The following is a 14,849-nucleotide window of genomic DNA, read 5'->3' as shown; positions in this document are numbered from 1 at the left end:
CCGCTTCAGGCTGCGGCGAAGGACGGGCCCGAACGGCCCCTGCGGCTGACCAGCAGGCCCAGGATCGCCACGCCGAAGACGGCGAAGCAGATGAAGGACCAGTTGGCGATCGACAGGCCGAGGAAGGTCCAGTCGATCTGGCTGCAGTCGCCGCTGCCGCGGAAGATCATCGGGATGGCCCGCTGCAGCGGGAAGGATTCGATCATCCCGTAGATGTCGCGCCCGCAGCTCACGAACTCCGGCGGGTGCCATTGCAGCCAGCTCTGGCGGGCCGCCGTGTAGGCGCCGCCGACGGACGCGACGAGGGCCAGCAGCCCCCAGGTCTTCTGCAGGCCGGTGCGGCCCGTGGCGCCGGCCAGGCCGGCGAAGACGGCCACCAGCACGAGCGCGTAGCGCTGCACCACGCACATCGGGCAGGGCTCGAGCCCGACCACGTGCTGCAGGTACATGCCGAAGGCCAGCATCGCCACGCAGGCGGCGCAGATGAGGGCGTAGGTACGGCGAGGAATGCCAAAGAGGAAGTTCAAATCCCGAGTCCTTGATCGACGAACACACGTGCCCTGCGCGGGTTGGCGACCACCGTGTCGCCCTCGCGCAGGCCCAGCTCCCGGAACTGCTGCGCAGGGATCTGCGCCTCGATGATGTTCCCGGAACCCGGATTGTCAGGATTCGTTTCGACCGGCTCCAGTTCCATCCGCGCGATGGGACCGACCACGATCGCCCGGCCGATGGTCGCCACGATGCCCTGCGGCTTGCTGCCGCCGGCCGCGAAGCGGGCGATGTCGAAGTCGTGCGGGCGCACGTAGGCCAGCGCCTTGGCGCCGTCGGCGTCCTGCGCGTCGGCCGAGGGGAAGCGCACGCCCTGCACTTCCACCTCGCCCTCGTGGGCGCGGCCGTGGAAGAGGTTCACGTCGCCCAGGAAGCCGTAGACGAAGGGGCTGGCAGGGTGGTCCCAGACCTCCTGCGGCGAGCCCACCTGCTCGATGCGGCCGGCGTTCATCAGCACCACGCGGTCGGCCACCTCCAGCGCCTCCTCCTGGTCGTGGGTGACGAAGATGGAGGTGACGTGCAGCTCGTCGTGCAGGCGGCGCAGCCAGCGGCGCAGCTCCTTGCGCACCTTGGCATCCAGCGCGCCGAAGGGTTCGTCCAGCAGCAGCACCTTGGGCTCCACCGCCAGCGCGCGCGCCAGGGCGATGCGCTGGCGCTGGCCGCCCGAGAGCTGGGCCGGGTAGCGCTCGGCCAGCCAGTCGAGCTGCACCAGCTTGAGCAGGTCCATCACCTTGGCCTTGATCTGCGCCTCGCTCGGGCGCTGGCCGCGCGGCTTGACGCGCAGCCCGAAGGCCACGTTGTCGAACACGCTCATGTGGCGGAACAGCGCGTAGTGCTGGAACACGAAGCCCACCTGCCGCTCGCGCACGTGCACGTCGGTGGTGTCCTCGCCGCTGAACAGGATGCTGCCGCTGTCGGCCGTCTCCAGCCCCGCGATGATGCGCAGCAGCGTGGTCTTGCCGCAGCCCGAGGGGCCCAACAGGGCGAACAGCTCGCCCGAATCGATGTTCAGGCTGACGTCGCGCAGCGCGTGGAAGTCGCCGAAGCGCTTGCTGACGTTGCGGATCTCGATGCTCATGCGCTTGCTCCCGATGCCGGCTGCGGCCGCTCGGGCGGCAGCTCGGCGATGGCTTTCATTTCACGTTCGTGGCGCCATTCGGCGACCGTCTTGATGACCAGCGTGACCAGCGCCAGGATGGCCAGCAGCGAGGCCACCGCGAAGGCCGCGACCGACTGGTATTCGTTGTAGAGCACCTCCACGTGCAGCGGCATGGTGTTGGTCTGGCCGCGGATGTGGCCCGAGACGACCGACACCGCGCCGAACTCGCCCATCGCCCGCGCGTTGCAAAGGATGACGCCGTACAGCAGGCCCCACTTGATGTTGGGCAGCGTCACGTGCCGGAAGGTCTGCCAGCCGGTGGCGCCCAGCACGATGGCGGCCTGCTCCTCGTCGGTGCCCTGCGCCTGCATCAGCGGGATCAGCTCGCGCGCGATGAAGGGGAAGGTCACGAACACGGTGGCCAGCACGATGCCCGGCACGGCGAAGATGATCTTGATGTCGTGCGCCGCCAGCCAGGGCCCCAGCCAGCCCTGCGCGCCGAAGACCAGCACGTAGATCAGGCCGGCCACCACCGGCGACACGGCGAAGGGCAGATCGACCAGCGTGGTGAGGAAGGCCTTGCCCTTGAACTCGAACTTGGCGATGGCCCAGGCCGCCGCCACGCCGAACACCAGGTTCAGCGGCACCGAGATGGCGGCGGTGATCAGCGTCAGGCGGATCGCGCTCCAGGCGTCGGGCTCCTTCAGCGCCTCGACGTAGGCGTCCCAGCCCTTGCGCAGCGCCTCCGTCGCCACCGCGGCCAACGGCAGCACCAGGAAGAAGAACATGAACAGCAGCGCCGCGCCGATCAGCGTCCAGCGCACGGCGGCCGATTCGGTGGTACCTGCCTGGGCGCGGCCCAGGTTGGCGCGCATTCCCGCCCCCCCGCTCATCGGAAAACCTCCGCGCTGCGCGCTGCGGTGCGAGCGCCCTTCGGGGCGGCCGTGCGGGCGCTCATGCCGACGCCCCCCGCTTGCGCTGCCAGCCCTGCAGCGCGTTGATGACCAGCAGCATCAGGAAGGAGAACACCAGCATCACCAGCGCCACCGCGGTGGCACCCTGGTAGTCGTACTGTTCCAGCTTGCCGATGATGACCAGCGGCGTGATCTCCGAGACCATGGGCATGTTGCCGGCGATGAAGATGACCGAGCCGTACTCGCCGATGGCGCGCGCGAAGGCCATCGCGAAGCCGGTGAGCAGCGCCGGCATGATGGACGGCAGGATCACCAGCCGGAAGGTCTGCCAGCGCGTGGCGCCCAGCGAGGTGGCGGCCTCCTCCAGCTCCTTCTCGGTGTCTTCCAGCACGGGCTGCACGGTACGCACCACGAAGGGCAGCCCGATGAAGATCAGCGCCACCACCACGCCGGCGGGCGTGAAGGCCAGCTTGATGCCCATCGGCTCCAGGTACTGGCCGATCCAGCCGTTGCCGGCCAGCAGCGCCGTCAGCGAGATGCCGGCCACGGCGGTGGGCAGCGCGAAGGGCAGGTCCACCAGCGCGTCGACGATCTTCTTGCCGGGGAACTTGTAGCGCACCAGCACCCAGGCCACCAGCAGGCCGAAGAACAGGTTGGCCAGCGCCGCCAGGAAGGAGGCGCCGAAGGTCAGGCGGTACGAGGCCAGCACGCGCGGCGCCGTCACCGCCTCCCAGAACTGCTCCCAGCTCATGGTGAAGGTCTTGAAGACCAGCGTGGTGAGCGGGATGAGGACGATCAGGCACAGGTACAGCAGCGTGTACCCGAGCGTGAGATGGAAGCCCGGCAGCACCCGCTTGGCGCCGCCGGAGCGGGAACGTGAAACCGGCGCTGCCGCGGACGGCAGCGCCGGCGAGGCGGCACTGGTCATCGGGTTACTTGGCGCCGGGCGTGTAGATCTTGTCGAACTGGGCGCCGTCGTTGAAGTGCACCTTCTGCGCTTCGCTCAGGCTGCCGAACAGCTCCTGCACGGTGAACAGCTGCAGCGGCTTGAAGGTGTCGGCGTGCTTCTTCAGCACCGTCGGCGAGCGCGGGCGCAGCGCATGCTTGGCGGCGATCTCCTGCGCTTCTTCCGAGTAGAGGTAGTCAAGGTAGGCCTTGGCCAGTTCGCCCGTACCCTTCTTGGCGGTGGTGCGCTCGACCACGGCCACCGGGTTCTCGGCCAGGATGCTGATGCTCGGGTACACGGCGTCGACCTTGCCGGCGCCGAAGTCGCGGTCGATGGAGACCACTTCCGACTCGAAGGTGATCAGCGCATCGCCGATGTTGCGCTGCAGGAAGGCGGTGGTCGCGTCGCGGCCGCCGCGCGCCAGCACCGGCACGTTCTTGAACAGCTTGCCCACGAACTCGGCGGCCTGCGCGTCGGTGCCGCCCTTCTTCTTCACGTAGCCCCAGGCGGCCAGGTAGGCGTAGCGGCCGTTGCCGCCGGTCTTGGGGTTGACGATCACGACCTGCGTGCCGGGCTTGACCAGGTCGTCCCAGTCCTTGATGCCCTTGGGGTTGCCCTTGCGCACGAGGATCAGCATGGTCGAGGTGGTGGGCGCCGCGTTGTCGGGGAAGCGCTTGGCCCAGTCCTTGGCCACCACGCCCTTGTCCGCCAGGAACTCGATGTCGGTGGTGGTGTTCATCGTCACCACGTCGGCGTCCAGGCCGTCGGCCACGGCGCGCGCCTGGGCGCTGGAGCCGGCGTGCGACTGGTCGACCTTCACGTCCTTGCCCGTGGTCTTCTTGTAGTGGGCGACGAAGGCGGTGTTGTAGTCCTTGTAGAACTCGCGCGCCACGTCATAGGAGACGTTGAGCAGCTGGTTGGCCTGCGCGAAGGCGTTGCCGGCCAGGGCCGAGGAAGCCACGGCCAGCGCGGCGGCGATGTTCTTGATCTTCGAAGTCATAGGGTTGCCAGGTTGTCAAAGGTCTCGCGCCGCACGCTCGGGCGCACGGGCGCATCCGTCAGCGATCCGAGCAGGGCCAGGCCCAGGGGCCAGTCGCCGTGTCCGGATTCGACGTTGATATGGCCCGCATTCTGCATGCGGACGAATTCGCTGCCCCACGAACGGGCATAGGCGCCGGCGCGGCGCACCGGGCAGAAGGGGTCGTTGCTGCTGGCCACGACGATGCTGCGGTACGGCAGCGGCGTGCTGGGAACCGGCGCGAAGTCGTGCAGCACGGCACGGCGCTCCGGGTCGGCCGGCGCCACCAGCAGCGCCCCGGCCACGCGCGCGGCCGCGGCCGGACCCAGGTGCACTGTCGTGATGCAGCCCAGGCTGTGGGCGGCGATCACCACCGGGCCGGGCTGGGCCAGGACGAGCTTTTCCAGCGCGCCGACCCAGGGCGCGCGGTGCGGCGAGTCCCAGTCGTCCTGCACCACGCGCACCGCGCCCTGCATGCGCTCCGCCCACAGGCTCTGCCAGTGGCCGGGGCCGGAGTCGCGCCAGCCGGGGACGATGACGAGGGTGGGCTGCACGCCGGGACCGCCCTGCTTACTTGTTCGGCTGCGGCGTGATGCGCAGGTAGGGGCGCACCGCGTTCCAGCCCTTGGGGAAGCGCGTCTTCAGCTCTTCCGGGTCCTGGATGCTCGGCACGATGACCACGTCGTCGCCGTCCTGCCAGTTCACCGGCGTGGCGACCTTGTGGCTGTCGGTGAGCTGCAGCGAGTCGATCACGCGCAGGATCTCGTCGAAGTTGCGGCCCGTGCTTGCCGGGTAGGTGATCGTGGCGCGGACGGTCTTCTTGCCGTCGATGATGAACACGCTGCGCACGGTGGCCGTGGTGGAGGCGTTGGGGTGGATCAGGTCGTACAGCTCCGACACCTTGCGATCGGCGTCGGCCAGGATCGGGAAGTCGACCGTCGTGTTCTGCGTCTCGTTGATGTCGCCGATCCACTTCTGGTGGCTGTCCACCGGGTCGACGCTGATGGCGATGGTCTTGACGCCGCGCTTGGCGAACTCGCCGCCCAGCGCCGCCGTCTTGCCCAGTTCGGTGGTGCACACCGGCGTGAAGTCGGCCGGGTGGGAGAACAGCACCACCCACGAGTCGCCCGCCCACTCGTGGAAGCGGATCGGACCCTTGGAGGAGTCCTGGGTGAAGTCGGGGGCGGTGTCGCCCAGTCGCAGCGTGGCCATGGCGGTTCCTTTCAGCAATCGGAAACGGGATTGTCGGAAGCCCGCCACGGATAACAAACGAATATCTTCTTGTTTGAATATACCGGCCGGGGAATAAGCCGAATGGCTGCAGCCTCAGCCGCAACTGCCCATGTAGCCGCACTGCGTGCAGTAGTCGCAGCCGTCCTTGCGGATCATGGCGTGCGCGCCGCACTCGACGCATTTCTTGCCCGCCATGACGCCCGGCATCGGGACAGCGGCCGACTCCGTCACCGCCGCCGGCGCCGGGGCGGCAGGCAGCTCGTCAGGCTCGAACAGCGAGCCCTGGGCCGCCTGCTGCCGGCGCGCGATCAGGTTCTGGATGGCATAAGCGATGGCCGCCACCTCGCTGTCGTGCCAGCGCGGCACCTGGCCGCCGTCGGCCTTCTCGTAGGTGCCCAGGCGCACCGGGCCGCGGTCCCAGGTGACCTTGCGCATGTCCGACAGGGCGCGGTCCAGGAAGCCGCCGCGCGCGGCCAGCGACAGCATGCGCATGGTGGCGGTGATCCACTGCTGCGACTCGCCGCTCTGCCCCACCGGCATGAAGAACTCGATGGCGCGTTCCACGTGGCGCCCGTCGTCGGTGACGATGGGCAGGAAGGACACCACCAGGTACAGCCGCTGCTGCCCCTCCTGCGTCCAGTACTCGACCTTCTCGGCCACCGCGTTCAGCGCGCCATTGGGCCGGCTCTCGATGACGGTGCGCATGGGATCGACCGGCACCGGCGGGGCCGCGGGCGGCGGCGCCTCCTTCGCGGCCGGCGCCGTGGTTTCCAGCACCGCGCCGAGGATGCTGTTCGGGCGGTAGGTGGCCAGGCCCTTCAACCCCGCTTCCCAGGCCGCGCGGTACAGGGTCTTGAAGTCCTCGTAGGGGTAGTCCTCGGGGATGTTGACCGTCTTGGAGATGGAGGTGTCCACGAAGGGCTGCACCGCCTGCATCATGGCCACGTGGTCGGCGGCGCTCATCTGCAGCGCGTTCACGAAGTAGTCGGGCAGCGCGCCATCGGTGGTCGCATCGGCGTCGACCAGCGCGCGGTACAGGCGGAAGGCGTGGTCCTCCACGGTGTAGCTGCTGCGGCTGCCGTCGGCCTCGCGCTTGTTGCGCGTGTAGCCCCAACTGAACGCGGGCTCGATGCCGTTGCTGGCGTTGTCGGCGAAGGCCAGGCTGACGGTGCCGGTCGGCGCGATCGACAGCAGGTGGCTGTTGCGGATGCCGTGCTGGCGGATGGCGGCCTTGAGTTCCGCCGGCAGCCGGCTGGCGAAGCTGCCTTCGGCCAGGTAGCCCTCGGCCTGGAACTTCGGGAAGGCGCCCTTCTCCCGCGCCAGCTCGACCGAGGCGGCATAGGCGGCATCGCGCAGGGTGCGCGCGATGCGCGCCGCCATGTCACGGCCCTCCTGGCGGTCGTAGCGCAGCCGCAGCATGGTCAGGGCGTTGCCCAGGCCGGTGAAGCCCACGCCGATGCGGCGCTTGGCCGCGCTCTCCTCGCGCTGCTGGGGCAGCGGCCAGAAGGTCAGGTCCAGCACGTTGTCCAGCGCCCGCACCTGGGTGGCGACCACCTGCGCGAAGGCGTCGAAGTCGAAGGCCGGCTCGCCGCCCTCGCCGAAGGGGTGGCGCACGAAGTTCGTCAGGATGACCGGGCCGAGGTCGCAGCAGCCGTAGGGGGGCAGCGGCTGTTCGCCGCAGGGGTTGGTCGCCTCGATGCGCTCGCAGTAGCTGAGGTTGTTGTCCCTGCCGATCTGGTCCAGGAACAGGATGCCCGGCTCGGCGAAGTCGTAGGCTGACTTCATGATCGTGTCCCACAGCTCGCGCGCCGGCAGCCTGCGGTACACCCACTGGCCGTCGGCGCGCTGGCAGGCGCCCTTCGCCATCAGCTTGGGGCCGGGCGCGGCCTTGTGCGCCAGTTCCCAGTCGGCGCCGTCGATCACCGCCTGCATGAAGGCGTCGGATACGCCGACCGAGACGTTGAAGTTGTTCCAGCGTCCCGGCGTGCGCTTGGCGGTGATGAACTCCAGCACGTCCGGGTGGTCGATGCGCAGCACCCCCATCTGCGCGCCGCGCCGGCTGCCCGCGCTCTCGACCGTGGAGCAGGACTGGTCGAACACGTTCATGTAGCTGCACGGGCCGCTGGCGATGGAGTGCGTGCCCCGGACGTCGGCGCCCTTGGGGCGGATGCGGCTGAAGTCGTAGCCCACGCCGCCGCCGCGGCGCATGGTCTCGGCAGCCTCGCGCAGCGCCTCGTAGATGCCGGGGTAGCCGTCCGCGTCGCGGCCCTGGATCGCGTCGCCCACCGGCTGCACGAAGCAGTTGATGAGCGTGGCCTGGATGTCGGTGCCGGCGGCGCTCATGATGCGGCCGGCGCCGATGGCGCCCGCGCGCAGGTTGTCCAGGAAGCGGCGCTCCCATTCGGCGCGCAGTGCCGGCTGCTCCACCGAGGCCAGGGCGCGGGCCACGCGGGCGTAGAGCTGGTCGGCCGAGGTCTCGCCCGCCTTGAGGTACTTCTCGGCCAGCACGTCCTGGCTGATGGGCTGGGTGGCGAGCCGGACGGGGCCGGGCAACTGATCTCTTTTCATGCAATGGACTCCAGGGCAGCCGAGCCGGTGCGGACGCCGACCCGGCATTGTCCGCCTCCCGGCCGGGCCCACGACGCCGGCGCGGGCATCGGTGTGTCGCGAGACGCTACCGGTGCGCCGCCGCACGGCCCTTGCCGCGGATCAAGAGGCCGGGCATGCGCTCAGCCGGCGCCGCGTTCGTGCGGGTCGCGCAGCGGGTCGGCCTCCGCCAGGTGTTCGGACAGGAAGTCCAGCAGCGCCCGCACCGCCGGCACCCGCGCGCGGCGCGGCGGGAACATCGCGTGCACGATGCCGCCCGGCGGCGCCCAGCCCGGCAGGGCCTGCACCAGCCGGCCGTCGCGCAGGTCGTCGCGGCACAGGTAGTCGGGCAGCATGCCCGCGCCGACGCCGGCCAGCACCGCGTAGCGCAGCGTCGCCAGGTCGCCGGCCATGTAGCGCGGTGCCTGGACGTAGTGGAAGGTGGCGCCGCCGGGGCCGTGCAGCGTCATGCCCGCGCGGCCGTCGGCCGCCGTCATCGCCACGCTGTCGAGCCGTGCCAGGTCCTCAGGCCGCGCCGGCGCCCCGCTGCGCGCCAGCAGTTCGGGGGCGGCCAGCAGCAGGCCGCGGCTGTGCCCGAACACCCGCGCGGCCAGGCTGGCGCTGTTCTCGACCTGCGCGCGCACCCGCAGGGCCAGGTCCATGCCCTCCTCGACCGGGTCCACCGGCCGGTTGACCACCAGCATCTCCACCCGCACCTGCGGATGGCGCCGCATGAAGCGCGGCAGCAGCGCGCCGAGGCTGCTCTGCGCCAGCGTCACCGGGCAGCTCAGGCGCACCGTGCCGCGGGGCTCCTTCTGGTCGCGGGCCACGGCCTCCACCGCGGCGCCGGCCGCCTCGCGCACGTCCACGCAGTGGCGCAGGAAGGTCTCTCCCGCCGGCGTGAGCGACAGGCGCCGCGTGCTGCGCTGGAGCAACTGCACGCCCAGCGACGCCTCCAGTTCCGCCACCCGCCGCGACAGGCGCGACTTGGGCACGCCCAGCGCCCGGCTGGCGGCGCTGAAACCGCCACGCTCGGCCACCTCCGCGAAGAAAAGCATGTCGTTGAGGTCCTGCATGGCGCCCATTGTCCTGAATTTGGGACAAGTCGTCGCATTTTCGGTGGCTTATCGAGCGATTGATCCATCCATAGACTATCCCCATCGCCGCCGCTTCCCACTCCTGCGGCAGCCCCCAACCGAGGATTCCGACATGAAACTGCTCCACATCGATTCCAGCGTCCTGGGCGTCAACTCCGCATCCCGCCAGCTCACGGCCGGCATCGTGGCCCAGTGGCAGGCCGCCCATCCCGGCACCAGCGTCGACTACCTCGACCTGGCCGCGGATGCGCCGAGCCACTTCGGCCCCGACGCGCTGGGCATCAAGGTCGGCCAGCCGGCCGAGCCCACCGAGGCGCAGCAGCGCGAGAACGAGGTCTCCGAGCGGCTGATCAGCCAGTTCCTCGCGGCGGATGTGATCGTGGTCGGCGCCCCGCTCTACAACTTCTCGATCCCGACCCAGCTCAAGGCCTGGATCGACCGGCTGGCGCAGGTGGGCCGCACCTTCAAGTACACAGACAAGGGCCCCGTCGGCCTGGCCGGCGGCAAGACGGTGATCGTCGCCTCGACCCGCGGCGGGATGTACTCGACCACCGAGGCCGGCCAGGCGGCCGAGCACCAGGAGAGCTACCTGAAGGTGATCTTCGGTTTCTTCGGCATCACCGACGTGCGCTTCGTGCGCGCCGAGGGGCTGGCGATGGGCGACGAGGCGCGCAAGGCGGCCTTCGACGACGCCCGGGCGCAGATCACCGCCGCCACCCGCGAGGCCGCGGCGAACCAGGACCGCGCGGCGCTCGCCGCCTGACGGGCACCTTCAGCAGGCCGGCGCGGCCCGCTGCCCGCGCGCCAGTGCCCGCGCGTGCCGCGCCAGGACCTGCTCCGCGCGCTTGAGCACGGGCGTATCGACCATGCGCCCGTCCACCACGCACACACCGCCGCCGGCCTCGTGCAGCGCCTGGCGCACCCGCCGCGCATGTTCCACGGCGGCCGGCTCGGGATCGAACACGCCGTGCAGCACCGGCACCTGCGCCGGGTGGATGCACAGCTTGCCGCCGAAGCCCATGCGCCGGGCCCGCCGGGCGTCGGCGGCCAGCCGCGCGGCGTCGCGCGTGTCCACCGTCACGCCGTCCACCGGCGCCGCCAGCCCGGCGCGGCGCGAGGCCAGCACCAGCGCCATGCGCATGGGCAGCAGTTCCGCCTCGCCCGCGCCGCAGTCGATGCCGGCGTCCACCTGGAAGTCCAGGTGCCCGAACACCAGCCGCGCCACCTGAGGCGCGGCGGCCAGGGCGTCCAGCGCATCGAGCCCGGCCACGCTCTCCACCAGGGGCAGCAGCGCCGCCTGCGGCCCGGCGGCCCGCGCCGCCGCGTGCAGCGTCCACGCCCGCTCGGCCTTGGGCACGACCACGCCGGCGATGCCCTGGGCCGCCAGCGGGCCGAGCGCCGCCAGGTCCTCCGCATGCCAGGGCGTGCCCGCGGCGTTGATGCGCACCAGCACACGCGGCCGATCGGCCGCCTCCAGCGCGCCCACCGCCAGCGCCAGCGCCGCGCGTGCCGCGCCCTTGTCGGCCGGCGCGACGGCGTCCTCCCAGTCGGCGATCACCATGTCGGCGCCGCCGACCAGGGCCTTGGCCAGCCGCTCCGGCCGGTTGGCGGGCACGAAGAGGAAGGAGCAGGCCTGCCGCGGCAGCTCGGGCACGGCGGTCATTCCGCGGTGACGCCTGCCGCCTTGATGAGCTTGCCCCAGCGCGCCACCTCGGCCTCCAGGTGCCTGCGCAGGCCCTCCGGCGTGGCCTTGTCGGGCGCGGCCAGCTCCGAACTCAGCTCGGCGATGCGCTGCTTCACCGTCGCATCCTGCAGCGCCACGTTCAGCGCCCGGGTGAGCGCGGCGATCGCCTCCGGCGGCGTGCCCCTGGGTGCGTACATGCCGTGCCACACCTTCACGTCGAAGCCCTTGAGGCCCTGTTCGTCCAGCGTCGGAATGTCGGGCAGCGTCGGCTGCCGGCGCAGCGTGGTCACGCCGAAGACCTTGGCGCGCGTGCCGTCCTGGATGACGGGCACGGTCTGCGTGGTCTGGTCGCACAGCAGGTCCACCTGGCCGCCCATCAGGTCGTTCATGGCCGGGCCGGAGCCCTTGTAGGGCACGGTGGTCAGCTTCACGCCGGCCTGATGCATGAACAGCATGCCGCACAGCTGCGACACCGCCCCGATGCCCGCGTTGGCCAGCGAGACCTGGTCCTGGTGCTTCCTCACGTAGTCGAGCAGTTCGGGGAAGGTGCGGGCCGGGAAGTCCTTGCGCGAGAGCAGCGTCATCGGCACGTCCAGCACCTGGCCGATGTAGTCGAAGTCCTTGAGCGGGTCGTAGGGCAGCTTCCTGTAGAGCGCCGGCGCGGTCGCCATGCCCATGTGGTGGATCAGGATGGTGTGGCCGTCGGCCCTGGCGCGGGCCACGCGCGCCGGCGCGATGGTGCCGCCGGCGCCCACGGTGTTCTCCACCACCACGGTCTGGCCGAGCGACCGGCCCATCGGCACGGCCAGCAGGCGCGCCACCACGTCGGTGGGGCCGCCGGCCGAGTACGGCACCACCAGCGTCACCGGCTTGTCGGGCCAGCCGGCCGCCTGCGCGGCGCCGCCGGCGCCCAGGGCCAGCGCGAAGGCCGCTGCGCAGCGCAAGCGGGAAGCGAGGCGCGATCGGAAATGGAAAGTCACGGGGGTCTCCTTGAAGGTAGTGGGCGCTCGAACGCCTCTGGTTGGACACACGACGGCCCCGCGGACGGCGTCCGCGCCCAGGCTGCCGGATGGGAAAACCGGGCCGGCCCGTCAGGCCAGCAGCCGCTGCACGCGCGGCCACTGCGCGACGTGCCACAGGCGGTCCACCGCCTGGGCCACGCGCGCGGCGGGCAGGCCGGGGCTGCCATAGGCCGCCAGGCGCAGCGCCTTGGCGGTGATCTCCTCGCGCGTGAGGGTGTTGCCGGGGTCGCCCTTGGGCTCCTCGACGCGGCCCTGCAGCGTGCGGCCGTCGGCGGTCTGCACCGTCACCTTGCCGATCCAGCGCTGCGGGTAGGCGGCGTCCACCTCGGCGTCGAGCACCATGCGCACCTTCTCGCGCAGCGCCACCGTCTCGGGCGCGAGGTACTGCGCGTCGAACTCGGCCAGCCCGGCATGGCCGAAGCGCGCGGCCAGGCCGAGCACGGTGCCCATCGAGAACTTGCTCTGGTGCACGGTGACGGGCGAGACCACCGGGCCCAGCACGTCGATGGCGCCCTGGTGCACGTGGCAGGTCACCTGCGCGATGTCGCCGGGCCGCAGGCCGTGCGCCTGCATCACCTGCAGCAGCGCGTCGGCTGCAGGGTGCGTGTGGCGGCACGAGGCATGCCACTTGAAGGAGGTCTCGGCGGTGGCCCAGCGGGTGCCGAGGCCGTCGGTCAGCTTCGCGGGATCGGCGTCGGTGGACATGCCCGCCGCCAGCCCCTGCGCGCCGGTGAAGATGTCCTGCGCGCCGGTGAAGCCGTCCTGCGCCAGGTAGGCCGCCACCAGCCCGGCGGCGGCGGCGTGTGCGGTGTGGAGCTGCTTGCTGTCGGCGCCGCTGCGCAGGAACTCCCACAGCCCGGCCGACTGCGTGCCGGCCGAGCCGAAGGCGTGCTGCATCTGCGCGGGCGTCAGGCCCAGCAGGCGCCCCGCCGCCGCAGCGGCGGCCAGCGTGCCGGCGGTGGCCGTGGTGTGGAACACCTTGTAATGGCTGCGGCCCAGGAACTCGCCGACGCGGATGCCCACCTCGTAGCCGGCCACGCAGGCGGCCATCAGCTGCTCGCCACTGGCGCCCAGGCTCTGCGCCACCGCCACCGCGGGCGGGAACACCACCGCCGCCGGATGGAACACCGAGCCGTTGTGCACGTCGTCCTGCTCGGCCACGTGCGATGCCGCCGCATTCGCCAGCGCGGCCATCATGGGCGAGGTGACGACGTCCTGGCCGATCACCTCGCTCGGCCCGTCGGCCGGCCCCTGCGGTCCCTGAGATATCGCGAAGCGCGCGATGCTGCGCACCGGCCGCGCGTCCTGCCCGGCCAGCACGGAGCCGAACCAGTCCACCCACAGGTCTTCGGCGCGGCGCTGCACGGGCGCCGGCACGTCCTGCCAGCGCAGCGTGGCGGCGAACTGCGCCAGGGGATGGACGGCGGCGTGGCTTTCCTGCTTCATGGGGCCTGCTCCTTGGCGGCGTCGTTCTGCAACCCGGCGATGCGCTCGGCCGTCCAGCCCAGCTCGGCCAGGATGGCGGCGGTGTGCTCGCCGACGGCGGGAACCGGGTCCATGCGGTAGTCGAAGGCGCTGCTCACGCCGGGCGGCAGCAGCGCGGGCACCTCGCCGGCCGGCGTGCCCACGGTGCGCCAGCGCTCGCGGGCCTTGAGCTGCGGATGCGCCCACAGGTCGGCCATGTCGCTGACGCGGGCGTTGGCGATGCCGGCCTCATCCAGGCGGCGCACCACCTCTTCGGTGGCCAGCGTGCCGAAAATCGCCAGGATCCGCGCGCGCAGCGCTTCACGGTGTTCGTTGCGGCGCGCGTTGCTGTCGAAGCGCGGTTCGGCGGCCAGCGCGGCGTCGCGCAGCACGCCCTCGCAGAAGGCCTTCCACTCGCGCTCGTTCTGCAGGCCCAGCATCACCGTGCCGCCGTCGCCGGCGGCGAAGGGGCCGTAGGGGTAGATGCTGGCGTGCGAGGCGCCGGTGCGCGGCGGCGGCGGCGCGCCGTCGAAGGCGTAGTACATCGGGTAGCCCATCCACTCGCCCATCGCCTCGAGCATCGACACGTCGATGTGGCTGCCCTCGCCCGTGCGGCCGCGCAGCAGCAGGGCCGACAGGATGCTGGTGTAGGCGTACATGCCGGCGGCGATGTCGGCCACCGAGATGCCGGCCTTGGCGGGCGTTTCCGGCGTGCCGGTGATCGAGAGGAAGCCGGCCTCGCTCTGGATCAGCAGGTCGTAGGCCTTCTTGTCGCGGTAGGGGCCGTCGGCGCCGTAGCCGCTGATGTCGCAGACGACCAGGCGCGGAAACGCCTCGCGCAGCGATTCGTAGCCCAGGCCCATGCGCGCCGCGGCGCCCGGCGCGAGGTTCTGCACCAGCACGTCGGCGCGGCCGAGCAGTTCCATCAGCGCGGCCCGCGCCTCGGGCCGCTTCAGGTCCAGCGCCAGGCTCTCCTTGCTGCGGTTGATCCAGGTGAAGTGCGAGGACTGGCCCCTCACGCGCTGGTCGTAGCCGCGCGCGAAGTCGCCGCCGCCGGGGCGCTCGACCTTGACGACGCGCGCGCCCAGGTCGGCGAGCTGGCGCGTGCAGAAGGGCGCGGCCACCGCGTGTTCGAGCGAGACGACGGTGATGCCGTCCAGCGGACGGGGGCGTGAAGTGACCATGACGACCTCAGCCCCCCATACCGGTTCGAGTCGCCGGTGACGTTTGTACTTCA

14 protein-coding genes are annotated in these 14,849 nt (G+C 71.3%); 1 reads left to right on the top strand and 13 read right to left on the bottom strand.

Features of this window, described 5'->3' with window-relative positions; genetic code table 11:
• Window positions 1-5: 5 nt before the first annotated feature.
• From Q392_RS27760 to Q392_RS27720, 9 genes are all read right to left on the bottom strand, one after another.
• Window positions 6-527 (bottom strand): disulfide bond formation protein B, encoded by a 522-nt coding sequence (locus tag Q392_RS27760; RefSeq protein WP_038216387.1) that lies wholly within the window; start codon window positions 525-527, stop codon window positions 6-8.
• Window positions 524-1,627, bottom strand: coding sequence for a sulfate/molybdate ABC transporter ATP-binding protein (locus Q392_RS27755; RefSeq protein ID WP_038216385.1), 1,104 nt, complete (start codon window positions 1,625-1,627; stop codon window positions 524-526). The genes Q392_RS27760 and Q392_RS27755 overlap by 4 nt, the downstream gene beginning before the upstream one ends.
• Window positions 1,624-2,523 carry a sulfate ABC transporter permease subunit CysW gene (gene cysW / locus Q392_RS27750; protein ID WP_425425206.1) on the bottom strand — a complete coding sequence of 300 codons (900 nt, stop codon included), beginning with the start codon at window positions 2,521-2,523 and terminating at the stop codon, window positions 1,624-1,626. The genes Q392_RS27755 and cysW overlap by 4 nt, the downstream gene beginning before the upstream one ends.
• A 79-nt stretch (window positions 2,524-2,602) precedes the next feature.
• Window positions 2,603-3,490: a sulfate ABC transporter permease subunit CysT gene (gene cysT, locus Q392_RS27745; RefSeq protein ID WP_038216380.1), complete on the bottom strand. Its 888-nt coding sequence runs from the start codon at window positions 3,488-3,490 to the stop codon at window positions 2,603-2,605.
• Window positions 3,491-3,494: 4 nt separating this feature from the next.
• Window positions 3,495-4,508 carry a sulfate ABC transporter substrate-binding protein gene (locus tag Q392_RS27740; protein WP_038216377.1) on the bottom strand — a complete coding sequence of 338 codons (1,014 nt, stop codon included), beginning with the start codon at window positions 4,506-4,508 and terminating at the stop codon, window positions 3,495-3,497.
• Window positions 4,505-5,080 (bottom strand): RBBP9/YdeN family alpha/beta hydrolase, encoded by a 576-nt coding sequence (locus Q392_RS27735; protein ID WP_038216376.1) that lies wholly within the window; start codon window positions 5,078-5,080, stop codon window positions 4,505-4,507. Before Q392_RS27735 ends, Q392_RS27740 begins: the two co-directional genes overlap by 4 nt.
• A gap of 16 nt (window positions 5,081-5,096) precedes the next feature.
• Complete coding sequence (locus tag Q392_RS27730; protein WP_038216372.1) at window positions 5,097-5,738, bottom strand: peroxiredoxin; 642 nt, start codon at window positions 5,736-5,738, stop codon at window positions 5,097-5,099.
• 114 nt (window positions 5,739-5,852) lie between these two features.
• Window positions 5,853-8,327, bottom strand: coding sequence for an adenosylcobalamin-dependent ribonucleoside-diphosphate reductase (locus Q392_RS27725; RefSeq protein ID WP_038216370.1), 2,475 nt, complete (start codon window positions 8,325-8,327; stop codon window positions 5,853-5,855).
• A 161-nt stretch (window positions 8,328-8,488) separates the two neighbouring features.
• A complete protein-coding gene (locus tag Q392_RS27720) occupies window positions 8,489-9,421 on the bottom strand; it encodes a LysR family transcriptional regulator (RefSeq protein ID WP_051954065.1) in 933 nt (310 codons plus the stop codon).
• 133 nt (window positions 9,422-9,554) lie between these two features.
• On the opposite strand from Q392_RS27720, the gene Q392_RS27715 reads away from it, so the two are divergent.
• Window positions 9,555-10,205 carry an FMN-dependent NADH-azoreductase gene (locus tag Q392_RS27715; protein ID WP_038216368.1) on the top strand — a complete coding sequence of 217 codons (651 nt, stop codon included), beginning with the start codon at window positions 9,555-9,557 and terminating at the stop codon, window positions 10,203-10,205.
• Between the two features lie 9 nt (window positions 10,206-10,214).
• Here Q392_RS27715 and Q392_RS27710 read toward each other — a convergent pair whose 3' ends face one another.
• The 4 genes from Q392_RS27710 to Q392_RS27695 form a co-directional block, all read right to left on the bottom strand.
• The gene (locus Q392_RS27710) at window positions 10,215-11,105 is read right to left on the bottom strand and encodes an HpcH/HpaI aldolase/citrate lyase family protein (RefSeq protein WP_425425205.1); all 891 of its coding nucleotides are present in this window, start codon (window positions 11,103-11,105) and stop codon (window positions 10,215-10,217) included.
• Window positions 11,102-12,106, bottom strand: coding sequence for a tripartite tricarboxylate transporter substrate-binding protein (locus Q392_RS27705; RefSeq protein WP_051954018.1), 1,005 nt, complete (start codon window positions 12,104-12,106; stop codon window positions 11,102-11,104). Before Q392_RS27705 ends, Q392_RS27710 begins: the two co-directional genes overlap by 4 nt.
• Window positions 12,107-12,217: 111 nt before the next feature.
• A complete protein-coding gene (locus tag Q392_RS27700; protein WP_038216367.1) occupies window positions 12,218-13,594 on the bottom strand; it encodes an MmgE/PrpD family protein in 1,377 nt (458 codons plus the stop codon).
• Window positions 13,591-14,796, bottom strand: a complete 1,206-nt coding sequence (locus tag Q392_RS27695) for a CaiB/BaiF CoA transferase family protein (RefSeq protein WP_038216365.1) — start codon at window positions 14,794-14,796, stop codon at window positions 13,591-13,593. The genes Q392_RS27700 and Q392_RS27695 overlap by 4 nt, the downstream gene beginning before the upstream one ends.
• Window positions 14,797-14,849: the final 53 nt, after the last annotated feature.

The sequence above is a fragment of the Xenophilus azovorans DSM 13620 genome, assembly GCF_000745855.1.
Lineage (GTDB): Bacteria > Pseudomonadota > Gammaproteobacteria > Burkholderiales > Burkholderiaceae_C > Xenophilus > Xenophilus azovorans.
The sequence above is the reverse complement of the archived record's forward strand: the minus strand, read 5'-3'. Positions and strand labels throughout refer to the sequence as shown.